At 69.4% G+C, this 22,872-nt stretch carries 21 protein-coding genes and 1 pseudogene; 14 read left to right on the top strand and 8 right to left on the bottom strand.

Translation table 11 applies throughout. The features are described from left to right. Positions 1-85: 85 nt before the first annotated feature. A complete protein-coding gene (locus AB0J95_RS42765; RefSeq protein ID WP_364771181.1) occupies positions 86-304 on the top strand; it encodes an antitoxin in 219 nt (72 codons plus the stop codon). Here AB0J95_RS42765 and AB0J95_RS42760 read toward each other — a convergent pair. Continuing rightward, positions 289-456, bottom strand: a complete 168-nt coding sequence (locus AB0J95_RS42760) for a hypothetical protein (protein WP_364771179.1) — start codon at positions 454-456, stop codon at positions 289-291. The genes AB0J95_RS42765 and AB0J95_RS42760 overlap by 16 nt on opposite strands. Before the next feature lie 290 nt (positions 457-746). Next, the gene (locus AB0J95_RS42755) at positions 747-1,232 is read right to left on the bottom strand and encodes a hypothetical protein (protein WP_364771177.1); all 486 of its coding nucleotides are present in this window, start codon (positions 1,230-1,232) and stop codon (positions 747-749) included. A gap of 43 nt (positions 1,233-1,275) precedes the next feature. Here AB0J95_RS42755 and AB0J95_RS42750 point away from each other — a divergent pair, with 43 nt between their 5' ends. The 8 genes from AB0J95_RS42750 (at position 1,276) to AB0J95_RS42715 (ending at position 11,067) form a co-directional block, all read left to right on the top strand. After that, positions 1,276-1,443, top strand: a complete 168-nt coding sequence (locus tag AB0J95_RS42750; protein ID WP_364771175.1) for a hypothetical protein — start codon at positions 1,276-1,278, stop codon at positions 1,441-1,443. Then, positions 1,440-2,207, top strand: a complete 768-nt coding sequence (locus AB0J95_RS42745; protein ID WP_364771173.1) for an LmeA family phospholipid-binding protein — start codon at positions 1,440-1,442, stop codon at positions 2,205-2,207. Before AB0J95_RS42750 ends, AB0J95_RS42745 begins: the two co-directional genes overlap by 4 nt. A gap of 145 nt (positions 2,208-2,352) precedes the next feature. Then, complete coding sequence (locus AB0J95_RS42740; protein ID WP_364771171.1) at positions 2,353-3,807, top strand: NAD(P)/FAD-dependent oxidoreductase; 1,455 nt, start codon at positions 2,353-2,355, stop codon at positions 3,805-3,807. Between the two features lie 65 nt (positions 3,808-3,872). After that, complete coding sequence (locus AB0J95_RS42735) at positions 3,873-5,213, top strand: alpha/beta hydrolase-fold protein (protein ID WP_364771169.1); 1,341 nt, start codon at positions 3,873-3,875, stop codon at positions 5,211-5,213. Further along, positions 5,210-7,657: a rhomboid family intramembrane serine protease gene (locus AB0J95_RS42730; protein ID WP_364771167.1), complete on the top strand. Its 2,448-nt coding sequence runs from the start codon at positions 5,210-5,212 to the stop codon at positions 7,655-7,657. The genes AB0J95_RS42735 and AB0J95_RS42730 overlap by 4 nt, the downstream gene beginning before the upstream one ends. A gap of 18 nt (positions 7,658-7,675) precedes the next feature. Further along, positions 7,676-9,214 carry an aldehyde dehydrogenase family protein gene (locus AB0J95_RS42725; RefSeq protein WP_364771165.1) on the top strand — a complete coding sequence of 513 codons (1,539 nt, stop codon included), beginning with the start codon at positions 7,676-7,678 and terminating at the stop codon, positions 9,212-9,214. Further along, on the top strand, positions 9,211-10,350 hold the full coding sequence (locus AB0J95_RS42720; protein ID WP_364771163.1) for an FAD-binding oxidoreductase: 1,140 nt from the start codon (positions 9,211-9,213) through the stop codon (positions 10,348-10,350). Before AB0J95_RS42725 ends, AB0J95_RS42720 begins: the two co-directional genes overlap by 4 nt. 165 nt (positions 10,351-10,515) lie before the next feature. Beyond that, a complete protein-coding gene (locus AB0J95_RS42715; RefSeq protein ID WP_364771161.1) occupies positions 10,516-11,067 on the top strand; it encodes a DUF305 domain-containing protein in 552 nt (183 codons plus the stop codon). Between the two features lie 79 nt (positions 11,068-11,146). Here the strand turns inward: AB0J95_RS42715 and AB0J95_RS42710 are convergent, their stop codons facing one another. Both AB0J95_RS42710 and AB0J95_RS42705 read right to left on the bottom strand, forming a co-directional pair. Further along, positions 11,147-12,022: a hypothetical protein gene (locus tag AB0J95_RS42710; RefSeq protein WP_364771159.1), complete on the bottom strand. Its 876-nt coding sequence runs from the start codon at positions 12,020-12,022 to the stop codon at positions 11,147-11,149. A gap of 287 nt (positions 12,023-12,309) precedes the next feature. After that, a complete protein-coding gene (locus AB0J95_RS42705) occupies positions 12,310-13,026 on the bottom strand; it encodes an SDR family NAD(P)-dependent oxidoreductase (RefSeq protein ID WP_364771539.1) in 717 nt (238 codons plus the stop codon). 94 nt (positions 13,027-13,120) lie between these two features. Here AB0J95_RS42705 and AB0J95_RS42700 point away from each other — a divergent pair, with 94 nt between their 5' ends. Genes AB0J95_RS42700 through AB0J95_RS42690 form a run of 3 tightly spaced genes read left to right on the top strand, consistent with a single transcriptional unit; the run spans position 13,121 to position 17,804 of the window. After that, on the top strand, positions 13,121-14,323 hold the full coding sequence (locus AB0J95_RS42700) for a DUF1015 family protein (protein WP_364771157.1): 1,203 nt from the start codon (positions 13,121-13,123) through the stop codon (positions 14,321-14,323). Further along, entirely contained in the window at positions 14,293-15,087 is a 795-nt protein-coding gene (locus tag AB0J95_RS42695; protein ID WP_364771155.1) for an AAA family ATPase, read from the top strand. Before AB0J95_RS42700 ends, AB0J95_RS42695 begins: the two co-directional genes overlap by 31 nt. Next, on the top strand, positions 15,084-17,804 hold the full coding sequence (locus AB0J95_RS42690; RefSeq protein ID WP_364771153.1) for an AAA family ATPase: 2,721 nt from the start codon (positions 15,084-15,086) through the stop codon (positions 17,802-17,804). Before AB0J95_RS42695 ends, AB0J95_RS42690 begins: the two co-directional genes overlap by 4 nt. On the opposite strand, the gene AB0J95_RS42685 is transcribed toward AB0J95_RS42690, so the two are convergent. From AB0J95_RS42685 to AB0J95_RS42675, 3 genes are all read right to left on the bottom strand, one after another. Continuing rightward, the gene (locus tag AB0J95_RS42685; protein ID WP_364771151.1) at positions 17,801-18,361 is read right to left on the bottom strand and encodes a DUF3558 domain-containing protein; all 561 of its coding nucleotides are present in this window, start codon (positions 18,359-18,361) and stop codon (positions 17,801-17,803) included. The genes AB0J95_RS42690 and AB0J95_RS42685 overlap by 4 nt on opposite strands. Positions 18,362-18,443: 82 nt before the next feature. Then, positions 18,444-19,985, bottom strand: a complete 1,542-nt coding sequence (locus AB0J95_RS42680; protein ID WP_364771149.1) for a DHA2 family efflux MFS transporter permease subunit — start codon at positions 19,983-19,985, stop codon at positions 18,444-18,446. A gap of 179 nt (positions 19,986-20,164) precedes the next feature. Next, complete coding sequence (locus AB0J95_RS42675; protein ID WP_364771147.1) at positions 20,165-20,533, bottom strand: DoxX family protein; 369 nt, start codon at positions 20,531-20,533, stop codon at positions 20,165-20,167. Positions 20,534-20,607: 74 nt separating this feature from the next. On the opposite strand from AB0J95_RS42675, the pseudogene AB0J95_RS42670 reads away from it, so the two are divergent. Beyond that, a pseudogene (locus AB0J95_RS42670) lies at positions 20,608-20,829 on the top strand (TetR family transcriptional regulator); the annotation flags it as partial. Between the two features lie 441 nt (positions 20,830-21,270). Here the strand turns inward: AB0J95_RS42670 and AB0J95_RS42665 are convergent. Further along, the gene (locus AB0J95_RS42665; protein ID WP_364771145.1) at positions 21,271-21,999 is read right to left on the bottom strand and encodes an SDR family oxidoreductase; all 729 of its coding nucleotides are present in this window, start codon (positions 21,997-21,999) and stop codon (positions 21,271-21,273) included. A 108-nt stretch (positions 22,000-22,107) separates the two neighbouring features. On the opposite strand from AB0J95_RS42665, the gene AB0J95_RS42660 reads away from it, so the two are divergent. Further along, entirely contained in the window at positions 22,108-22,788 is a 681-nt protein-coding gene (locus AB0J95_RS42660) for a TetR/AcrR family transcriptional regulator (protein ID WP_364771143.1), read from the top strand. The last annotated feature ends 84 nt before the right edge of the window (positions 22,789-22,872 follow it).

The following is a 22,872-nucleotide window of genomic DNA, read 5'->3' as shown; positions in this document are numbered from 1 at the left end:
TGAATGGGCGATTCGGGGGGAACTCATCCGGGTACCCCGGACGTTGAGCAGAGTGACGCCGACACGACAGAAAGGTTTCCTTGTCATGGCGAAACTGTTTCGCAAGGTGGCCGTGCTGGCCGGCGCCGCGGAGGCCGCCCGCCGCTACGCCCGCAAGAATCCGGAGAAGGTCGGCCGGATGGCCGAGAACGCGGGCCGGTTCGTGGACAAACAGACCAAGGGCAAGTACCACGCGCAGATCCAGAACGTAGTGCGGAAGGTGAACCCGCAGACCCCGCCGCCGCCGGCTCAGCCGCCTGCCTGACATTCCGCGCAGAGCCATTCACCGGCCGGTGTGGTGATCCAGCCGGACGTGGTCAGCGCCGTGCGCAGGACGGCGTGCGCGCTGGCCGGGTCCGTCTTCACCACGACCACGGGGCCGTCGCCGCAGTGCGCGCAGTCGATTGACGTGAACACATTTCCGGGAGCGCACCTCACGCAGTATCGAGTGCGCCGAATACGTCCGTGGGCTATTACCCACCAGACCACGGTCAGGTCGGCCAGCATGTCCTCGTGCTCATACGGGCCGTCCGGCCGGTGCCGGCACACCGGGCACCGGCGTAACGTGAAACTCCTCGGAGCGTCCACGGTTGATCATCATGCACGTTTGTCTGAGAGTGGACAAGACAATTCACTCAACAGGCCGCGCCGGTTCAGCATTTCGTCACAAAGAAATGCGATGAATGGGCTCGGTTTCGCGCATAATCTCAGGCGCAGCGGCGGGCGGCGAGCCATTCCGGCGCTGGCCGTTGCTGGTCCTCACACCATTCCAGCAGCCCGATCGTCCAGAGCAGGCAGTGCACGACCACATCGAGAGTGGTGTGCACTGTCTGTTCGCACAGCGCGAGTTCGAGCTGGAATTCCGCTTCATCGGGACGGCCGTTCAGCTCGGCTAACAGTGCCCTGACGGTCGCGCGCAGCGGCGGGGTCAGCTCGTCGATCGGGACCGCGAACTCGTCGTCGTCGCGCAGGTCGACCACGTAGGTGACGTCGTCGGGGGCCTTGCCGACGCGCAGCAGCATCATCTGCGCGGACGCGGCGACCAGCTGCCCGACGATCTCGCGGGCGTCCACCGCGTCCTCGGTCAGCCTGCGCAGGACCTCGAACACGGCCTGCGTGTCGCCCTCCCTGGCGACCTGCACCAGTTCGCGCGCGCCCGCCTGGGCCCGCCGCACCTCGTCCCTCCGGTCCATTCGGGCGGGGTACCCCGCCCGGCCCTCGCGCTACCGTAGAGCGATGGGACAGTTCGGTGAGCTTTTCGGTGCGCAGAAGCTGCGCAAGGAGAGCGAGGACGACGACGGCACCGGCGAGCGGTTCGACCACGGCCCGCTTGACCTGGCCTCGGGCGTCGTCCCGGTGCGCCCACGCCCGGCCAAGGCCAGGGACGCGGACGACAGCGAGTGAGCCAGCCCTGGCTGGAAGGCCTGTTCACGATGGGCAAGGCGCTGCTGCCGGGCCTGGCGAACAGCCCTGCCGCCATGCTCCAGATGGCGGTACGGGCCGCCGGTGACCGGGTGATCGGCAAGCGGCTGACCATGCGGGCCGGTGATGCGGACGTCGAGCTGACCCCGGTCGTGCTGGACACCGAACTGGACACCGTGGGCCTCGCGCTCGGTCAGGTCCCGCACATCCGGATCGTGGCCGAGGACGTGACCTGGCCGTCCGCGCCGCTGTCGAGGCTGGCGATCACCTGCGAGAACGTCCGGATCCAGTCGCTGCCGGTGCCGAGCGTGGTCGCCGGGTCGGTGGACCTAGAGATCACCGTGTCGGCCGACGTGGTCCGCGCCAAGGTCGCCGAGCTGCAGCCGAACCTGGTCGTGGACATCGGCGAGGACAGCGTGGTGCGCCTCCGGTGGGCCAAACACCCCTCCTGGGGCCACCTGGAGGTCGAACCGACCCTCGACCCCGCGGCGGGGCTCATCCTCGCGCCTCAGGTGCTCCAGGCGGCCGGAATGCGGTTCAGCGCGGTCCGCCGGCTGCAGCCGACCGTCGTCGAGGTCCCCGACCTGCCCCGCGGCCTGCGCCTGACCGCCGTCGAACCCGGCCCGGGCGAACTCGTCCTGCGCGGCGAGGCCGAACGCTGGCGCGAGACCATCCCGATCACCGAGGTGATCACCTGGCTGGCCACCGCCGCCGCGACCCTCACCCTCCCCCGCTTCCCCACCTGACCCCCGCGTGTCCCACGTTGGCGGCCCCCGTGTCCCACACTCACCGCCCCCGAATTCCCCCCTGGGGTGAGCGAGTGTGGAACTCGGGGGCGCCGAACGTGGGACACGGGGGCCGCGAATGTGGGACACGCGGTTAGGGTGGGGGATGCGCGTGGGGATCATTGGGGCTGGGTTCGGCGGGCTGGCCGTGGCGATCGAGCTGCGACGGGCCGGGATCGGGGACTGCACCCTGTTCGAGAAGGCCGCCGACCTCGGCGGAACCTGGCGGGAGAACACGTATCCCGGCGCAGGCTGCGACATCCCGTCGCCGCTCTACTCGTTCTCCTACGAGCCGCACACCACCTGGCCGCGCCGGTTCTCCCTGCAGGCCGACATCCACGAGTACATGAAGGACACCGCCAAGAAGTACGGCGTGGCCGGCCACATCCGGTTCGGCACCGAGGTCACCAGCGCGGTGTTCGACGACTCGGCGGCGGCCTGGACGGTCGGCACGGCGGGCGGCGAGACGTTCGAGTTCGACGTGCTCATCTCCGCGGTCGGCCAGCTCAACCGGCCCGCGCGGCCGGACATCCCCGGCGCGGACACCTTTCAGGGACACAGTTTTCATTCCGCGCGGTGGGACCACGACCACGACCTGACCGGGCGGCGGGTCGCGGTGATCGGCACCGGCGCGAGCGCGATCCAGTTCGTGCCAAGGATCCAGCCGATCGTCGAGCACCTCACGGTGTTCCAGCGCACCGCGCCCTACCTGCTGCCCAAACCGGACCGGACCTACCGCCGCTGGCACCACGAGCTGTTCCGGCTGTTCCCGCCCGCGCAGCTGGCCGGGCGGCTGTCGATCTGGACGCTCTGCGAGGTGATGACCAAGGGCTGGACCGGAACCCGCCCGGTGGCCGCCGCGTTCGAACGCGTCGCGCTGACCATGCTGCGGCTGCAGGTCCGCGACCGCGGGCTGCGCGCCAAGCTCACCCCGGACTATCCGGCAGGGTGCAAACGTGTGTTGTTCGCCAACGACTACTACCCCGCGCTCACCAAGCCCAACGTCCACCTCGAGACCGAGAAGATCACCGAGATCACGCCGAACGGCATCCGCACCGCCGACGGCACGCATCATGAGGTCGACACCATCGTCTACGGAACCGGTTTCAGCACCATGGACATGCTGGCGCCGATGACCGTGCGCGGCAGCAACGGCCAGGACCTGCACACCGAGGCGTGGGCCGGCGGCGCCAAGGCCTACCTTGGCATCACGGTTCCCGGTTTTCCCAACCTGTTCCTGATGTACGGGCCGAACACCAACCTCGGCGCCGGGTCGATCATCTACATGCTCGAACGCCAGGCCCGCTACATCACCCAGCTGGTCGGCAAGCTCACCCCGGGGTCCTCTGTGGACGTCAGACCCGAGGTCGCGGACCGGTTCGACGCCGAGGTCCAGCGCCGCCTGGCCGGCAGCGTCTGGACCAGCTGCGGCAACTGGTACCGCAACGAGAGCGGCCGCGTGGTGACGAACTGGCCGGGCCTGGTGTCGGAGTACGACAGGCGCACCCGCCAGGTCGACATGACCGAATATACGCTGAATCGCCCCAGGTCAACGACCTAGAAGCAACGCCAGCACCCCCTGTGACGTCCTTCGAGTGATGAAGGTCGGGGGAAACAGGGGAACACGTGAGCGGATGGTTGGACTGGGAGCTGGTGCACGGCCCGCTGCCCGCGGTACTCACCGCGCTGGGGGCCGTCGCAGGCGCCACCCTGCTCGTGAGTGGTTTCGGTCGTTCCAACGGCCGGAACCCATCACGAGGGGTGGGGCGCTGGGTGCGGGTGGACCGGGGCTGGTGGCTGCGGGTGGTGCCGTTCGTCGGCGGGGTCAGCGTGCTGCTGACGGCGTTGATCGCTTGGCTCGTGGAGGATGTCTGGCAGCCGTTCCCGGATGCGGTGCCCCTGCGGGTGGTGTTCTGGGTCGGCGTGGGGATTTTCGGCCTGGGGCTGGCCATCGCGGGCATGCGCACACGCGGATGGCTGCGGCGTGGGTCCGTCGTGCTCGCGGTACTGCTCGTGGTGGCGACCGCGACGATGAAGGTCAACGCGTTCTACGGGTACTACCCGAGCATGCGCGCGGCTCTCGGACTGCCCCCCGCCAACGAGATCGCGTTCGCGAGTCTGTCCACTTCGGTCCCGCCCGCGGCGACCGGCCAGCCGCCGGCCGTGGTTCCCAAGCAGGGCGCGGTGACCCAGGTGCCGATCCCGTCGCCGAAGTCCAAGTTCCCGGCCAGCCGCAACGCCTACGTCTACCTTCCGCCCGCGTACCAGGCCAATCCGCGGCCGTTGCTGCCGGTCGTGGTGCTGCTGCACGGCGAGCCGGGCGGCCCGGTCGACTGGGTCAACGGCGGCCAGATCGCCGCGATGATGGACCGCTATGCCGCCGCGCACAAGGGAATGGCGCCGGTCGTGGTGATGCCCGACGCCACCGGCGGCCCGTTGAGCAACCCGTTGTGCGTCGATGGCAAGCAGGGCAACAGCGAGACCTACCTGGCGCAGGACGTGCCCGACTGGATCCGGCACAACCTCCAGATCGACCCCGACCCCAAGCGCTGGGCCGTCGGCGGCTACTCCTATGGTGGCACGTGCTCGTTGCAACTCGCCCTGCGCCACCCGGACGTCTATCCGTCCTTTTTGAACTTCTCCGGCCAGGTCGAGCCGACCCTGGGCTCGCGGGCCCGGACGGTCAAGGAGATCTTCGGCGGGGACGAGGCCGCGTTCCACCGCAACAACCCGGCGGACCTGTTGGCCGCCAGGAAGTTCCCGGGCAGCGCGGGCGTGATCACTGTCGGCGCCGCCGACCACGAGTACATGCCCCAGCAGCGCAAAGTCTTCGACCAGTGCAAGCACAACGGACTCGACGTGAGGTGGCTTGAGGTGCCGGGCAACCACAACTGGCAGGGCTGGGCCGGCGGCATGGAGGCCTCGCTCGACTGGCTGGCCACCCGGCTGGGGCTGGTGAAGGCGTGAAGTCGTTGCTCCAGAAGAACCCCGGCACGATCGTCATGGTCGTGACGTTCTGGGTCCTGGGCGCCGCGACGGGATTCGGTCCGCACGACGACGTCCTCGACCGGGTCGGCCTTGGCGGCGAACAGATCGCCCAGGGCAAGTGGTGGACGCTGGTCACCTCCGTGTTCTTCTCCGCCGACCTGGCCAAGTACATCGGCGTGACGCTGGTCGTCGCGCTCGGCTGCGGGCTGGCCGAGCGGAAGATGGGCACCGGCCGGATGTTGTCGGTGTTCTTCGCGACCCACGTCTTCGGATCCGTGCTGGCGGTTGGGCTGGTGACCGGCGGCGCGGCGATCGGCGACTGGTGGACGACGGACCTGATGTCCACTGTGGCCGTCAGCCCGTCCGGCGCCGCGTTCGGCACCGCACTGGCGGCGAGCGGACGGCTGCCCGCGTTGTGGCGCAGGCGGCTGCGGCTCACCCTCGTGCTCACGATGATCATGCTGGCCCTCTACGCCGGGAACCTGGCCGACATGGTCCGGGTGTTCGCCGGGCTGACCGGGCTCGCGCTGGGACCGTTGATGCTCGGCCGCAGCCAACGCCCGCCGGACAGCGCGCCGTCCCGGATCGAGTCCCGCCTGCTGGTCGCGATGAGCGTGGCCATGTCGGCGATCGGGCCGTTGGTGGCAACGGCTTCGCAGACCGCCAACGGTCCGCTGAACGTCCTGCAGTTCCTGCTGGTCGGCGAGCAGCCGGATCCGTCCGATGTGGACGAAGTGTGCGCCGACCCGACCATGGCCCTGGACTGCCAGCACGCGAGGGTGGCGTTGCGCCTGGCCGGGCTCGGCCCCGCGTTCCTCTCGATCCTCCCGGCGCTGCTCCTGCTGGTGATGGCCGAAGGGCTGCGTCGCGGCCGCCGGTTCGCCTGGTGGGGCGCGACCGGCCTGAACATCGCCCTGACCGGACTGGGCATCGCCCTGCTGGTGTCCTACCTCAGCGAACCGGCGCCGATGACCCCGCAGGACTGGATCGAGACGGGCGCGTCTTTGCTGCAACCGTTGCTGGTACTGGTTTTGCTGGCCGCCACGAAACACCGGTTCGACGTGCAGGCGCCGCCGGGCGTGTACCGCAAGCTGGCCGTGACGGTCGGGCTGACCTTCCTGCTCTGCGCGGGAACCTACCTCGTGGTCGGGAACATGGCCCGCGGCCAGTTCGAGCACACGCCGAGCTTCGCGCAGCTGCTGGCCGACCTGCCGACCCGGTTCGCTCCCCCGGGCTACCTCGGCGCGTTCGACCTTTCCGTGGTACCGAACGGGATCGTCGCGATGTTCCTGCACCAGTGGATCGGTGTGATCTTCTGGGTGATCGCCATCGCGTGCTGCGTGCTGACGTTCATGCGCGCCCACGTGGTGAGCCGCCTGGCCGACCAGAACAAGGCCCGGGCGCTGCTGACCGAGCACGGCGGCACCTCGATGTCGCACATGATCACCTGGCGCGGCAACCACTACTGGTTCACCCCGTGCGGAAACGCTGTCATCGCCTACCGGGTCATCGCCTCGGTCGCCCTCACCACCGGCGAACCCGTCGGCTCACCGGAAGCACGCGCCAAGGCCGCCGCGCTGTTCGCCAAGTTCTGTGCGGACAACGGTTGGACGCCATGCTTCTACGGCGTCAGCGAAGAACTCCGCGAGGAACTCACCACGGCCACCTGGAGTTCCGTCCAGGTCGCCGAGGAGACGGTCCTGCCGTTGCCGGACCTGCAGTTCAAAGGCAAGAAGTGGCAGGACGTCCGGACCGCGCTCAACAAGGCGGGAACCCTGGGTGTCACCGCCGAGGCCGTCCGGTTCGGCGAGGCTCCACAGTGGATGGCCGACCAGATCACCGCGCTGTCCAAAGCGTGGCTGGCCGACAAGGGCCTGCCCGAGATGGGCTTCACCCTCGGCCGCTTGGAGGAACTGGCCGACGACGACGTCCGCTGCGTGGTCGCGGTGGACGCCGAGCAACGCGTGCACGGCGTCACGAGCTGGCTGCCGGTACGGCGCGACGGGCAGATCGTCGGTTGGACGCTCGACTTCATGCGCCGCGACCACAACGGCTTCCCGGGCGTGATGGAGTTCCTGATCGCCTCGATGGCCACCCAGGCCCGCGAGGAGGGCATGGAGTTCCTGAGCCTTTCCGGCGCGCCGCTGGCCCGGCTCGACCGGGCCGGCCGCACGCCCCCGCTGCAACGGGTTCTCGACCTGGTCGGCCGGACTTTGGAGCCGGTGTACGGGTTCCGCTCGCTGCTGGCGTTCAAGGCCAAGTTCCAGCCGCAGTACCGCCCGCTGTTCATGAGCTACCCGGACGCGGCCGCGCTGCCCAGCATCGGCAACGCCATCACCCGCGCCTACCTGCCCAAGATCACCTTCGACGAAGGCATGCGATTGGTCCACACATTGGTTCGCCGGTCCCGCAACCGCCGCTGAGCACGTAACGTGAGCGCCGTGCAGACGCTCGAATCGAACATCGACGGCAAACCCTGGATCCAGGGCGCCGAGTACCTGTCTCGCAATCCGGCACAACTGGATGACGTGGTGGCCACGGTCAAGCTGGCCGGGCCGGACGCGGTGAAGGCCGCGGCGGAGTCCGCCCGGCGCGCGCAGAAGGAGTGGGCCGCCGTGCCCGCGCCGGTCCGCGGCCAGTTCGTCGCCGCGCTCGGCCGCCTGGTCGAGGCGAACGCGGACACGCTGGCCCGGCTGGTCACCCGCGAGATCGGCAAGCCGCTGGCCGAGGCGCGCGGCGAGGTCCAGGAGATCGTGGACACCTGCGACTTCTTCCTCGGCGAGGGCCGCCGCCTGTACGGCCACACCGTGCCGTCGGAGATGCCGGACAAGCAGCTGTTCACCTTCCGCGTCCCGGTCGGCGTGGCAGGCGTGATCACCGCGGGCAACTTCCCGGTCGCGGTGCCGTCCTGGTACATCGTCCCGGCCCTGCTCTGCGGGAACGCGGTGGTGTGGAAGCCGGCCGAGTACGCCGCGGCCAGCGCGAAGGCGTTCGCCGAGCTGATCTGGCACGCGGGCCTGCCCGCCGGGGTGCTCAACCTCGTGTTCGCCGACGGCCAGGCCACCTTCGACGGGCTCGAGGCGTCGCTGGGGGCGGGGCTGGTCGACAAGGTCGGGTTCACCGGGTCGAGCGCGGTCGGCACGAAGATCGGCGAGCTGTGCGGGCGGCACCTCCAGTCGCCGTGCCTGGAGCTGGGCGGCAAGAACCCGATGGTGGTCACCGAGGACGCGGATCTCGACCTGGCCGTGGAGGGCGCGCTGTTCTCCGGGTTCGGCACCGCCGGCCAGCGCTGTACCTCGCTCGGCACCGTGATCGTGCACGAGTCGGTGCACGAGGAGTTCTTCGGCCGGTTCTGCGAGGCGTTGCGCGGCGCGAAGAGGGGCCAGCCGGACCAGGACGTCCTCTTCGGACCGTTGCTGGACGAGAAGTTCGCCGCCTCCTTCGAGGGCTACCTGGAGTGGATCTCCAGCCACCACCGGGTTTCCGGGTCGATCGGCCGGGTCACCGCGGACAACCCGCCGCCCAGGGACTTCGCGGGCTCCTACGACAACGGGCTGTTCTACCACCCGGTCATCGTCGACGGGGTGCGCCCGGACGACCGGCTGTTCCTCGAGGAGACGTTCGGCCCGATCGTCGGCGTCACCTTGTACCGGACCCTCGACGAGGCCATCGAGCTGGCGAACCTGCCGGGCTACGGGCTTTCCTCGTCGATCTACACCACCAACCCGACGTCCGCGTTCCGGTACCGGCAGGGCATCAGCGCGGGCATGGTGAGCGTCAACAACTCCACCTCCGGCGCCGAGGCGCACCTGCCGTTCGGCGGGAACGGCAAGTCCGGCAACGGGTCCCGCCAGTCCGGCATCTGGGTGCTCGACCAGTTCACCCGCTGGCAGTCGATGAACTGGGACTTCTCCGGCAAGCTGCAGAAGGCCCAGATGGACGTGGCCACGGTGACCCCGGATCCCGGCTTCCGCCTGTGAGAGCCGACGTCGTCGTGATCGGCGGCGGCGTGATGGGCGCGAGCACCGCGTTCCACCTCGCCGAGGCCGGCGTGGACGTGCTGCTGGCCGAGCGGGACACGCTCGGCTCCGGCAGCACGAGCCGCGCCGCGGGAGGGGTGCGAACCCAGTTCTCCGACCCGGTCAACATCGCGTTGAGCGTCCGGAGCCTGGAACTGTTCGCCCAGTTCGGCACGCGCCCCGGCGGCGAGATCGACCTGCACCGGCACGGATACCTGTTCCTGCTGGACAATCCGGCGGACGTCGCCGAGTTCACGTCGAGCATCGCGCTGCAGAACTCGCTCGGCGTGACCGGCAACCGGATGCTGTCCGTGGCTGAGGCCGTGGAGTTGTCGCCGCCGGTGTCTCCCAACGGTTTGCTCGCGGCCGCGTACTCCCCTGGCGACGGCCACTGCACGCCGGAGGCGGTCGTTCAGGGGTATGCCCGGGGCGCCCGGCGGTTCGGTGCCCGGATCCTGCAGCACTGCTCTGTCACGGGAATCTCGTCATCCGGCGGCGAGATCACCGGTGTCTCCACGTCTTCCGGCTTCATCTCGACATCGACCGTGGTCTGCACCGCGGGCGCCTGGTCGTCCACCGTCGGCGACATGGTCGGCGTTTCGTTGCCGGTGCGGCCGTTGCGGCGGCAGATCCGGACAACCACACCGATCCCGTGGCTGCCTCCACGGTTGCCGTTGACCATCGACTTCAGCAGCTCGTTCTACTTCCACCTGGAGGGCCAGGGGTTGCTGGTCGGGATGTCCGACCCGGACGAGGAGTTCGGCTACCACACGGCGGTGTCGGACTCCTGGCTCGAGCGGCTCGGTGAGGCCGTCTCACTGCGGGCACCCCGGCTGGCCGAGGTCGGGCTGGCGCGCGGCTGGGCCGGGCTGTACGAGGTCTCCCCCGACCACAACGCCATGGTCGGCGAGGCCCCCTCGGTGAGCCGGTTCCTTTACGCCACCGGGTTTTCCGGGCACGGCTTCCAGCACGGCCCGGCGATCGGCGAGGTGCTCCGCGACCTCGTCCTCGGCCACCCTCCCGGCATCGATGTGTCCGCTTTGGACGCTCAACGGTTCGCCGGGTCCGCCGTCCGCCCGGAGCACAACATCGTGTAGTAGCCGGGTCGCTTTTTGGGGGTCTCCGCCTCCGTGCGGTTGGGTTTCGTCACTGTATAGACCTACTGTGAACGTAGTCCCAAAAATAGTTCTCAAGAACTCTGCGTAGTCGTTGAACCGCACCCGAGATCCGTCCGTATCCCCAGATGGAGGAATGGAGGGTCGATGCGCTCACGACTGATCGCGACGATGGCCGTCGTCGCACTGGCGCTTGCCGGATGTGGGTCCAGCGACGCGGCGGCGCCCAAGGCGCCGGCGGGTGGCGAACACAACGAGGCTGACACGCAGTTCTCGCTGATGATGATCCCGCACCACAAGCAGACGATTCAGATCGCCGACCTGGCCACCAAGCGCGGCTCCGCCGAGCCGGTGAAGGTGGTCGCCGCGGAGATCATGAGCGCGGAGGAACGGGACATCCAGCAGATGACCGGCTGGCTGAAGGGCTGGGGCGTGCCGGTGCCGTCGGCCGACGAGCACAAGGGCATGGACATGCCGGGCATGCTGACCGACAAGGACATCAAGTCGCTCGAGTCCGCCCAGGGCGCCGCGTTCGACAAGCTGTTCCTGCCGATGGTGGCCAAGCACCTGGAGAACGGCGTGACCATGGCCAAGGACGTGCTCAAGTCCGGCCAGCACGCGGAGACCAAGGCGCTGGCGAACAAGATCGTCACCGAGCAGGAGGACCAGATCAAGAAGGTGCAGGCGCTGATCACCTGACCTGACAACGCGATCACTCGTCGTGGCTGTCTACTGCGGCGAGGATGGCCCTGCCCGCGCGGCAGGGCCATCTCTGGTTCTACGCGACCGCGGTGAGCTTGCCGGTCAGCACGTTGTTGGTGGGGTCGATGTCCTTGTACACGCCCTTGTGCACCTCGATCTTGACCTCGGCGTCGGTCATCGGGCGGTTGATGCGCACCAGCGCGCCGACGAACTCGCCGTCACCCGGGAACCGGCGCTCGGTGAAGTCACCGATCACCTGCTGCCCCTTGATGTGCGAGGGGGTGCCGCCGCGGGTCTCCAGGATGGTGACGCCCTCCGGCAGGGTCAGCGTGCCGCCCAGGTGCTCGGCGACGTTGCCGGAGTTGGACACCGACCCGTAGACCTCGATGACGTCGCCCACCTTGAACACCTTCCCGGGCGGGCTCATCGGGTCGACCAGCACCTGCACGGTCCGCAGGTCCACCTTGGCGGGCACGAAGCCGGAGTCGAAGTTCTCGACGTGGGTGAACTTGCCGTCCTGCTTGGTGATCTGGACCGGGATCCGGTTCATGTCCTTGTAGTCGTAGCCGAGGCCGGTGGTGTTGTCGAACCGCGAACCACCGCCGGTGGGGTGCTCGAGCGTCCACCCGGTCTGGTCGATCCGGGCCCGGTCACCCGACTTGAGCACGTACCCACCCTCGGGCAGGTTCTTCAGGCAGTAGTGGCCGTTGAGGTCCGACAGCGCGAACCGCGGCCGGCCGTCCACCCGCACGAGGTGGAACGGGATCGGCTTCTCGTCCGCCTGCCGCAAGCCGTCCCCGTTGGTGTCGGTCCACACCGTGCCACAGATGGAACCGCCCTTCTCGACCTCACCGGCGGAGGCGTTCCCGGCCAGCATGACCGGGCCCGCGGCAACCGCACCGACCGCGACTCCGGCGGTGAGAACGCGCACGACAACATTGCTGATTTTCATGATGTGTGATCCCCCATGGGAAGAATTGTTTCTGACATTCACCAGGACGCCGGGTGGGACGGATGGTTGCCCACCCGGCCGGGCCTGCGGCAACGGCACCGAAAGCAATTCCGGCGGCGACCCGCGCGACAATACCCGTGCGATTGATCTGATTGAGCCCCACGAACTGCGAAATCTTTCTGACATAGAGGAAGACGCCACGCTCATCAGGTGGTTGCTCGCCCCGGGAAGAAAGACCCATGTTGGTCCGAAGGGCGCAACTACGGACGCCCAAAGGCGTCCGGTTGCTAGCGCGGCAGACGGCGCCAGATCGCGCGGGGCAGCAGGCGCATCACGGCGAAGACGGGCCGCAGCACGCCCGGCACCCACACGACGCCCTTCTTGCCCCGCAAAGCCTTCACGGTGGCGTCGGCGACCTGTGCGGGGGTGCTGGAGAACGGCGCGGGTGACATCCCGGCGGTCATCCGGCCGATCACGAAGCCGGGCCGCACCAGCAGCAGGTGAACACCGCTGCCTGCGAGGGCATCGGCGAGGCCGCTGGCGAACCCGTCCAGCCCCGCCTTGGCCGAGCCGTACACGTAGTTCGCCCGCCGGACGCGGATCCCGGCCACCGACGAGAACACCACCAGCTGCCCACTTCCCTGGTCCCGCAACAGGTTCGCCAGGTGGGTCAGCACCGATACGTGGGCCACATAGTCGGTGTGCACGATGGCGACCGCGTGGGTGGCGTCCTGTTCGGCGAGTTTCTGGTCGCCGAGGATGCCGAACGCGGTCACCACCACGGAGATCGGACCGAACCGGGTGAAGATGTCCTTGAGCAGCGGGCCGTGGGAGGCGAGGTCGTCGGCGTCGAACGGGACGCGTTCGACCGCGGACGCGCCGGCCGTGAGCAGCGGCTCGACCGACAGGGCCGCCGGGTTGCGGGCCGCCAGGACGACGGTGCCGGTGGCCAGGCGTTCGGCAACGGCCAGGCCGATCTCACTGCGCCCGCCGAGAACGAGGATCGTCACCGCGGCATTGTGACGCGCGTCAGTGTTTGCTCGCCCGGCGGTCTGGCTGACAATGGAACGTTACCGGTTCTACCTCGGGGAGGCGGCCATGACGGGTTTCGTGCATCCGATCGCCCGCGGCTGGGTGGTGCGCGACGCCGTGCCCGGGCCCAACGTGGACGAGTTCGGCGAGCCCGACCAGGTGCGGGCCGCGCTGGCCCGGCCGGGTGCGGCGGACGGCACGCTGCTCGCGGTCCAGCATCCACATCGGACTCCGACGGCCCTGGCCGAGGGACTGGACCTGCTGTCCGCGCTGCCGATCGCGCACGCCGCGCTGGCCCGGCTGCGGGCCGAGCACTACCGCCGGGTCGACGACGTCATCGCGTTGTCTTGGGGAGATGGGCCGGACGGCGAGGCGATCGGGATCATCTGCATCGTCGACCCCACCGCCGTCCTGCCCAACGGGCTGACGTTCGTCCGGCACACCGAGGACGTCTATCCGGAGGTGGTCGCCGAGCGGGCGGCGGTGATCAAGGGCCTGGGCTGCGCGACCAGTTCGGCCATGCTGATCCCGGCGGACGGCGGCCGCCGGTTCTCCGAGCTGGTCGCCCGGACCATCGGTGAGATGGGTGACCCGGATGTGTCCACTGTGGACGTCAAGGGCCGCAGGGAACGGTTGTGGCTGCTGGGTCCGGGCGAGCGCCAGGACGAGATCATCGCCACCGCTCAGCGCGAGTCGCTGCTGGTCGCGGACGGCAACCACCGGGTCGCGGCGGCCACCCTGGCCGGCAAGGGCTCGTTGCTCGCCCTGGTCACCGGCGGCCCGGACCTGCGGATCGGCCCGATCAACCGGGTCCTCGTGCACACCGGCCTGACCATCGACGACCTGGCCGTCCGCTGGACCGCGACCGGCCTGCACGTCCAGCCGGCCGAGGACCGCACGCCCGAGACCGGCGTGGTCGTCGTGGTCGCCGGGAGCACCGCACTCAAAGTCACCCTGCCGGGCGACGAGCTCGACCACCAAGCGGTGGAACGGCTCATGGTCGCCCAAGCTCTGGACATCGAGCCGGCCAAGGTGCTGCGGCCGTTGTACGAGGGCCAGACGCCCCGGCCGGACGCGGACGCGGTGGTACTGATCGCGCCGGTCCGCCGCCAGGACATGCTGGCGATCCACGCGGCCGGGCACCGCATGCCCCGCAAGGCGACCTACTTCACCCCGAAGCCCCGCAGTGGCCTGCTGCTCGCTGATATCGGTTGGTCGCGCTCAGTAGACTCGCCTCGGTGGGGATCGTGGGGCGGGACCGTGAGCTGACCATGCTCGCTGAGGCGGTGCAGGACGCCGCCGGGCGCTTGCTGCTGCTCTCGGGTGAGGCCAGGATCGGCAAGTCCCGGCTCGCGGACCACGCCCTGGACGGTGCCCGCGAACAAGGTCAGGCCGTCCTGCGTGGACAGGCGCACGCGCCGCACTCGGGGCTGGCGTACGCGCCGATCGTGGAGGCGGTCCGCCCGCACGTCGCCCAGCTCAGCGACCACACCGGGCTGGAGCACCTCGGCCGGATGCTCGCGCCCGCGTTGCGTCCCGGCGGCGACCCGGCGCTGGAACGCACCCGGATGTTCGAGGCGGTCGCCGCGCTGGCCACCCGCCTGGCCGCGGCGGTGTTGTTCGTCGACGACTTGCACTGGGCCGACCACGGCACGGTCGAACTCGTCCACTACACCGGCCGCAACACCCACGGCGTGCTCCTACTGGGCGCGTACCGGCCGAGCGAGGCCGTCGCCGAGCCGACCGAGATCCTGCTCGGCCACACCCCCGGTCCCGAGTTCGCCGCCACCGTGACCCAGCGCGCCAAGGGCGTGCCGTTGTTCGTGACCGCCCTGGTGCACGAGGGTTATCACGAGAACGCGGCCCTGCCCGCGATCGTCCGGGATGTCGTCCTGGCGCGCCTGCACCAGCTCGACGGCGCCGAGCGGCGAGTCCTCGAGGTCGTGGCGGTCGCGGGCGAGTCCGCGTCGGGCGCCGTGCTGCGCCTGGTGAGGGGCGCGCCGGCCCGGTGGGCAAGCGAGAACCTGCCATGAGGATCGTCGGGCGCGAAGCCGAACAGGACCTGCTCACCCAGGCGATCACCGATGTGCTGTTCGGCAACGGGCGGGTGGCGTTGCTGCGCGGTGAGGCGGGGATCGGCAAGTCCCGGCTGGCCGAGTACGCCCTGGACCTCGCCCGTCACCGTGGCCTGAGGGTGTTGCGCGGGCAGGCGCATCCGCTGCACGCGGGACTGGCGTATGCGCCGGTGGTGGAGGCGATCCGGCCGCACCTCGGCACGCTGGCCGACCACAGTGGACTGGAGCAGCTCGGCCGTTTGCTGGCCGATCCCCGGCTGCCCGCCCCGCGGCCGAGCGTCGACCCCGAGCTGGAACGCACCCAGATGTTCGCCGCCGTCACCGAGTTCATCGCGCGCCTTGCCCCAGCGGTGTTGTTCGTCGACGACCTGCACTGGGCCGACCGCGGCACGGTCGAACTGGTGCACTACATCGGCCAGAACACCCGGGACCGGAAAGTCCTGGTGCTCGGCGCGTACCGCCCCAGCGAGGCCGGGTCGCCGCTCGACGACCTCGCCGCGACCGTCCGGCGCCACCCGGGCGGCGAAGTCACGGTGACGCCCTTGCCGGATGCCGCGGTGGCCGACCTCGTCGGTGACCTGCTCGGCGAGCAGCCGGCGGCCGGCCTGCTGGACACTGTGACCGCCCGCGCCAAGGGCGTGCCGCTGTTCGTGACCGCGTTGGTACACCAGGGTTTCACCGCCGACGCCACCCTGCCGCTGATCGTCCGGGACGTCGTGCTCGGCCGCCTGCAAGCCCTCGACGAGACCCAGCGCCGGCTGCTGGAGATCATCTCGGTCGCCGGGGACGCGGCCACCGACACGGTCGTCCGCACCCTGCTCGACGAGTCACAAGCGTTGCGGGCGCTGGTGATCGGCGGCCTGATCACCGAGCAGACGGTGAGCAGCGCCTTGCTCTACCGGGTCGCGCACCCGCTCTACGCCGAGGTCGCCTACAGCGAACTGACGCTGGCCGAGCGCCGGAGCCTGCACGCCGCCGTGCTGCGGGCGATCGAACGAACCAGCCCGGACGACGTACTCGCCCTCGCGCCGCACTACCGCGAGGCGGGCGATCTGGCGGATCCGGTGCGGGCTGCGGAGATCCTGGCCGACGCGGGCTGGCGGGCGCTGTCCATGGGCGCGGCCGACGAGGCCATCCGGTACCTCGAGGCCGCCGCGGACCAGGCCGAGGAGAAGCAGGTTCCCGCGCTGCTGGACGGAATCGCGCGGGCGCACCAGAGCCTCGGCCGGTTCGACGAGGCCACCGCGGCCTGGCAACGGGCGACGGCAGTGGCGCAACACCAAGGACAGACCGACATCGTGGCCGAGGTCCGGTTCCGGATGGCGATCCTGGACGCGCAACGCTACGACTCGACCGCGGCCAACGAACGCATCCGCGCCGAGGCCCGGGCGCTGAGCCAGCAGTCGCCCGAGGCGGCCGTGCAGGACTTCATCTTCACCATGCGGCACGGCACCTTGGCCGAGGCCGTGGAGGTGTCCAAGATCCTGGCCGGCTACCTCGACCGCGACCACTCCCCCGCCACGCAGGGCGTCGGCTGCCTGGGCGCGGGCGTGCTCCGGCTGTTCGACCGGGACGCCGGCACCGCGATCACGTTGCTGGAGACCGGACTCACGCACGCTGTCGAATGCGAGGACGAGCAACCCTATCTGGCGCACTACCTCCGCGTCGTACTGAGCGGCACGTACCTCGTCGACGGGGACATGCCGAGGATGCACGCGCGGGCACAAGAGCTTTTCACCAAACGCGCCTTGATGGACATTCCCTCACTGTGGTGCTGGGAGCAGTACATCTTTTCGTTCAACCTCTACCTGCAAGGTGATCTGCCCGCCGCGCAACGGGAAATCGAGCGGGGCGTGGCGGTGGCCCGCGAGGCGGGGTTGCCCCGCTCGCTGGCTTGCACGCTGGCATTGCGCGCGTTCCTCCTGGCCGAACAGGGAAAGGTCACCGAGGCGGTGACCACGCTGGCCGAGTGCAAGCGCGCCTACCTGGCCCCGGAACAGGGCCTGTACGAGGTGACCGAGCTGGCCGCGGCGGCGATCGCCTGGCACGAGGGCGGTCGCGTGGTGTCGGCGCCGTTCAGCTACTACTCGTTGTTCAATGACCCGTGCGCGTCGGTCCTGCGGGGCCTGCATACCGGGCTGGCGGCCCTGCGGAACGGCGATCGGGACCTGCTGGCAAAAACGGAGCAGCAGTTGCGAGTGTCCGGAACGGACCGGCCGCGGCTGGTGATCGCCTGCGCGGACCGGCTGCGGGGGTTGCAGCTCAACGACTCCGCGCTGCTGGCGGATGTCGCGACCAGGTTCGCCTCGATGGGCGCACCGCTGCTGGCCGCTCAGACAGCAGTGGAATGCGCCGAACTGACGGGCGACAAGTCGGCCATTCCCGGGGCGCTGCAGGTGTTCGAGCGGTCCGGAGCAGCGCCATGGGCCGATCGGACGCGCCGATTGGCCCGGTCATTGGGTTTGCGGATGAGCCCGGCCCGCAGCGACGGCGTGCTCACCAAGCGTGAGAGCGAAGTGTTGCGGCTGCTGGGCGAAGGTCTGTCCAATGCGGACATCGCCGCCCGGCTCTACCTGAGCGAACGCACGATCGAGACCCACCTGCGCAACGCCTACGGCAAGCTGGGCCTGACCTCGAGAGTCGCGATGGCCCGATGGGCCGTGGAGAACCTCTAGCCCTTGGTGATCTCGCTGACCAGGGCGGTGGCGAAGACATCCGTGTCGGGGCAGGGAACCGCGAAGTTCAGCGACCGCTGGTCGGCGATCGTCGAGGTCACGGTGATCAGCGTGACGTCGTTCATCCCGACGTTCACCGTGCACTGGCCCTGGTCGGGCACGCTGCGGTCGGTGTCGGTGTGCACGGCCGGGTAGCCCGCGATGTCGGTGGGCTCGAAGTACGGCAGCCTGGCGCGCTTGCGGTACAAGGCCTCCAGGCCGCCGGACTTCAGGTCCACGGTGACGGTGATCTGCGGCTGCAGCGGGGTTTTCGCGGTCCACGTGCAGGTGGCGCCGTCGGCCACGCCCTTGGCCATGTCCTTGGCGACGGTCGTGCCCGGCTTGAGCAGCGTGCAGGGCGCGTCCGCGTAGGACGAGACGTCCAGCGGCAGCGGGATCTGCGGCGCCAGCTTGGCGGGGCTACTGGCCTCCGGGGCGGCTACGGACAGCGCCTCCGGGCGCGCGCACCCGGCAAGCACCACAAGGCAGGCCGTCAGACCCAGCCCGATCCGTCCCATCCCGGCTCTCCCTACTCGGACTCCCACCAACTATCACATGGTTTCGGCGACCGAGCGCTGATATCCAGCCTTCGCATGTCACTCAATGTCCACCGAGCATGACCGGCGGGTGCGCACCCTCGCCGTCATCCTCACGATCGCCTTCCCCGGACGCAGACGATACCGTCCGAGCCGCCTTCGGCAGGAACAACGCGGGCACGACACACACGGCGATCAACACGAGCGCCCAGATGAACGTCGACGCGAACGCGTCCGCGGCCGCCGACGCGGCCATGTCGTGCGTCGCGGGGTTGTGCACGGCGACACTGGCCGCGCCGATCCCGAGACTGGTGGCAACGTTGAACTTCGTGGCCAGCAGACCGGCCAGCACCACGGACATGATGGACGTGCCGATGGCGCCGAACGCCTGCTGGACGATGTTCATCGCCGAGGAAGCGTTGGCCACGTCGGCCGGCTTGAGCTTCTGCAGCGCGGCCGACATGATCGGCATCATCGTCGCGCCCATGCCCAGGCCGAGCACGAACAGCCCGAGCAGGAGCTGCCAGTACGGCGTGACCGGTCCGACCTGCGTGTAGATGACCATGCCCACGAGGATCAGCACCAGGCCGGGCAGCACCACCTTGCGCACGCCGATCCGGTCGGCCAGCACGCCCGCGATCGGCATGGTGATCATCGCGCCGATGCCCTGCGGGGCCAGCAGCAGGCCGGCGTCCAGCGCCTGCTCGCCGCGGACGAGCTGGAAGTACAGCGGGAACAGCAGCATCGCGCCGAAGAAGGACATCGCGAAGAACGACATCGCGAACACCGCGATGGAGAACCCCTTGTCCTTGAACAGCTTCAGGTTCACCAGCGGGTTGGGCACGCGCAGCGCCCGCAGCACGAACCCGGCGATCAGCAGCAGACCGGCCAGGGTCGGCAGCCACACGTCGACCGCGCCGACGCCGCCCGCGCTCGGGATGCGCGACACGCCGAACAGCAGCAGCGCCAGGCCGGGCGAGAGCATCAGCATGCCGGGGAAGTCGAACCGGCCCACTTGGCCCGCTTCGTCCTTGGGCAGCAGCCGCCAGGCCAGCACCAGGGCGACGATGCCGATCGGCACGTTGATGTAGAAGATCCAGCGCCAGCTGACCGAGTCGACCAGCCAGCCGCCCAGGATCGGGCCGCCGATCGGGCCGAGCAGCATCGGCACGCCCAGCACGGACATCACCCGGCCGACGCGGGCCGGGCCGGCCGCGCGGGTCAGGATCGTCATGCCGGCGGGCATCAGCATGCCGCCGCCGAGGCCCTGCAGCACCCGGAAGGCGATCAGCGACTCGATGTTCCAGGCCAGCCCGGCCAGCACCGAGCCGAACAGGAACAGCACGATGGCCAGCATGTAGAGGCGCTTGGTGCCGAACCGGTCGGAGGCCCAGCCGGTCACCGGGATCACGGTGGCCAGCGCGAGCATGTACCCGGTGGCGACCCACTGGATGGTGTCCAGCGAGGTGTTGAACTCGAGAGCCAGCGCCTGCAGTGCCACGGACACGACTGTCGTGTCCAGGATCGCCATGACGGCGCCCAGGATGACGACCGCGGCGACTTTGAGGACGGCACCGTCGAGTTTGTCGGTTGCCGGTTGTGTCACGGGAAATCCCCCATAGAGTCAGGGCGGGCGCCCGTGAATCCCCCACAACACCGGGCCCCGGAGAACATGCGGCGGCCTCGCCGCAGAACTGTGCGAACGCGACTGTATCCAGCGCGGTTTCTTACGGACAAAGAGTTTTAGGCGTGTGCGCCGTCACACTACGAACAGTCCCAGCATGATCACAGACCGGCGAACCGGCCGACCGCAACGAAAGCGGCCAGCGCCAGCAACACCAGGTTGCCGGGGACGACCTTGCTTTCCTTGCGCCGCAAGTGAACCACGATGGCGCCGAGCTGAACGACCACCAGACCGACGGCGGCCAGCGGGGTGAGCACCTTCGCCATTCCCAATGCCCACGGCAGAATCAAGCCGATCGCGCCGAGCAACTCCGCCCCGCCGATCGATTTCACCGCCCTATCGGTCATGTCGCCCGCCCACCCCATCTGCCCGTCGGCGAGCTTCTGGCGGGGCTGGGTCAGCTTGGTCAGGCCCGCGGCGAGGTACACGGCCGCCAGCAATCCGGAGACGATCCACAACGCCACGTTCATTCCGGCCCTCCCATTTCTGATACCTGTCAGAATAGGGTTGTTCTGACAGCTGTCAAGCGGCACCCTGACCTAAGATGCCGGAGAGAGGGGTGATCGTCGAGGTGCGTGACTGCGTGAAGCGGCGGGGCCGCCGGTCGGCGTCCGAGCCCGAGGTGCCCGGCGAGGACGTGATCCTCCGGCACGGGCTGGCGGCGTTCGCCGAGCTGGGCTACGCGGGCGCCTCGGTGCGGGAGCTGGCCCGGCGGATCGGCGTGAGCCACAACTTCATCAACGACCGGTACGGCTCGAAGGCCGCCTTCTGGGAGGCCGCCGTGTCGTTCGAGCTGGAACGCATCAAGTCGGCGATCGAGCGGGTGGTCGCCGCCGAGGCCGACGACGCCTGCCGCCTGGCCGCCGTGGTGCGCGAGTTCTACCGGATGGCCGCCACGAACCCGCATCTCAACCGGGTGCTGAGCGATGAGTCGGGCCGCGAGTCCGAGCGGGTCGACTTCCTCTGCCACGAGTACCTGGAACCGACCCGCGCCGCGCTGGAGCCGACCCTGGACCGGCTGATGAGCGCCGGCCGGATCCCCAGACTGCCGCTCCACCTGGTGTTCCTGGTGATCACCGGCCCGCTGGCGTGTTTGAGCCAGGACCCGCTGGCCCACCGCATGGGCCTGCCCCATCAGGACGACGCGGAGCGCGTCGCCACCGCCGACGCCCTGGCCTCGGTCGTGCTGCAGGGTCTGCTGCAGCCGTCAGATCGCGCCACCGTTGGTGTAGATGACCTGGGCGTTGACCCAGCGGCCCGGACCGGCGAGGAAGGACACGACCTCGGCGACGTCGGTCGGCAGGCCGAGGCGCTCCAGCGGGGGCACTGACGCCAGGCGGTCGATGACCTCCTGCGGCTTGCCGTCGAGGAACAGCGGGGTCGCCACCGGGCCGGGGGCCACGGCGTTCACGGTGATGTCACGGCCACGCAGCTCGCGGGCCAGGATCAGGGTCATCGCGTCGACCGCGCCCTTGCTCGCCGCGTAGGCGGTGTAGCCGGGCAGGCCGAGCTTGGTGACCGAGGTGGAGAAGTTGATCAGCGCGCCGCCCTTGCGCAGGCGACGGGCGGCCTGCTGGTCGACCACGAAGGTGCCGCGGATGTTGGTGCGGTGCATGCGGTCGAGGACCTCCAGGTCCTGCTCTTCCAGCGGGGACAGCAGCATGATGCCCGCGGTGTGCACGACGACGTCGACACCGCCGTAGCGCTGTTCCGCGGCATCGAAGAGGGCCTCGACGTCGGACTCGTCGGCGACGTCCGCCCGGAACGCGCTCGCCTCGCCACCCCCGGCGATGATCTCCTCGACCAGTTCCTTGGCCCGGTTTTCGTTGCCGGTGTAGCTGAGCAGGACGGTCATCCCGTCCGCGGCCAGCTTCTTGACGATCTCACTGCCGATACCGCCGGTAGCCCCAGTGACGATCGCAACTCGTGTGTTCATTGCTGCCTCCTTCGTTCTGTTAACAACGCTACGCCACTAGCGTTAGCATCGCTACGCGACGTCCGTAACAACGCTAGCGTCACTTGTTAGCACTGTTACCCTGGCGGTATGGAGGACATCAGAACCCGCATGCTGGAGGCAGCGGAGGCGCTGCTGGACGCCTCCCCGGACGGTGACATCTCGACGCGCGCGGTGTGCGACGCCGTCGGCGTCGGCGCGCCCACCCTGTACCGGCAGTTCGGTGACAAGAACGGCCTGCTCAGCGCGGTCGTGGACTACGGCTTCGACCGGTACCTGTCAGTCAAGCGCGCGGCCACGCCCTCCGCCGACCCGGTCGCCGACCTGCGCTCGGGCTGGGACAGCCACGTCGCGTTCGCCCTGGCCCACCGGGCGGTCTACCGGATGATGTACTCCCCCGCCCTCGCCGGCGTGCCCAAGGCCGCCGAGGAGGCGCTACGGCTGCTTCGCGAGGTGCTCGACCGCTGCGCCGAGGCGGGCCGTCTGCGCATCGCCCCCGACCTGGCCGCCCAGATGATCATGTCCGCCACCATCGGCGTCGCCCTCAGCCTCGTCACCCAGCCGGACACCTACACGGACGAAGCCCTGCCCATCCGCGTCCGCAACGCCATCTTCGCCGCCGTCCTCACCGACACTCCCACCACCCCCGCCAACACCCTCGCGGGCGCCGCCCTCACCCTCTCCGCCCAACTCCGCTCAACCCCCACGGAAGCCTTGACCGGCAACGAGAAAGCCCTCCTCCACGACTGGCTCACCCGCCTCACCACCTAATGGGGATTGATCGGCGTGGCCTCCCACCGATTGTGGTTGGTGGGGGTGAGGCTGGTTGCCGAGCCGCTGGCCGGTGAGCACTGT

This window comes from Actinocrispum sp. NPDC049592 (genome assembly GCF_040675465.1).
In the GTDB taxonomy this organism is placed as follows: Bacteria; Actinomycetota; Actinomycetes; order Mycobacteriales; family Pseudonocardiaceae; genus Kibdelosporangium.
The sequence above is the reverse complement of the archived record's forward strand: the minus strand, read 5'-3'. Positions and strand labels throughout refer to the sequence as shown.

Coding starts and splice junctions, on each gene's coding strand:
- AB0J95_RS42765 (WP_364771181.1), top strand. CDS start 86: ATGGCGAAACTGTTTCGCAAGGTGGCCGTGCTGGCCGGCGCCGCGGAG.
- AB0J95_RS42755 (WP_364771177.1), bottom strand. CDS start 1,232: ATGGACCGGAGGGACGAGGTGCGGCGGGCCCAGGCGGGCGCGCGCGAA.
- AB0J95_RS42750 (WP_364771175.1), top strand. CDS start 1,276: ATGGGACAGTTCGGTGAGCTTTTCGGTGCGCAGAAGCTGCGCAAGGAG.
- AB0J95_RS42740 (WP_364771171.1), top strand. CDS start 2,353: ATGCGCGTGGGGATCATTGGGGCTGGGTTCGGCGGGCTGGCCGTGGCG.
- AB0J95_RS42715 (WP_364771161.1), top strand. CDS start 10,516: ATGCGCTCACGACTGATCGCGACGATGGCCGTCGTCGCACTGGCGCTT.
- AB0J95_RS42710 (WP_364771159.1), bottom strand. CDS start 12,022: ATGAAAATCAGCAATGTTGTCGTGCGCGTTCTCACCGCCGGAGTCGCG.
- AB0J95_RS42700 (WP_364771157.1), top strand. CDS start 13,121: ATGACGGGTTTCGTGCATCCGATCGCCCGCGGCTGGGTGGTGCGCGAC.
- AB0J95_RS42690 (WP_364771153.1), top strand. CDS start 15,084: ATGAGGATCGTCGGGCGCGAAGCCGAACAGGACCTGCTCACCCAGGCG.
- AB0J95_RS42685 (WP_364771151.1), bottom strand. CDS start 18,361: ATGGGACGGATCGGGCTGGGTCTGACGGCCTGCCTTGTGGTGCTTGCC.
- AB0J95_RS42675 (WP_364771147.1), bottom strand. CDS start 20,533: ATGAACGTGGCGTTGTGGATCGTCTCCGGATTGCTGGCGGCCGTGTAC.
- AB0J95_RS42665 (WP_364771145.1), bottom strand. CDS start 21,999: ATGAACACACGAGTTGCGATCGTCACTGGGGCTACCGGCGGTATCGGC.
- AB0J95_RS42660 (WP_364771143.1), top strand. CDS start 22,108: ATGGAGGACATCAGAACCCGCATGCTGGAGGCAGCGGAGGCGCTGCTG.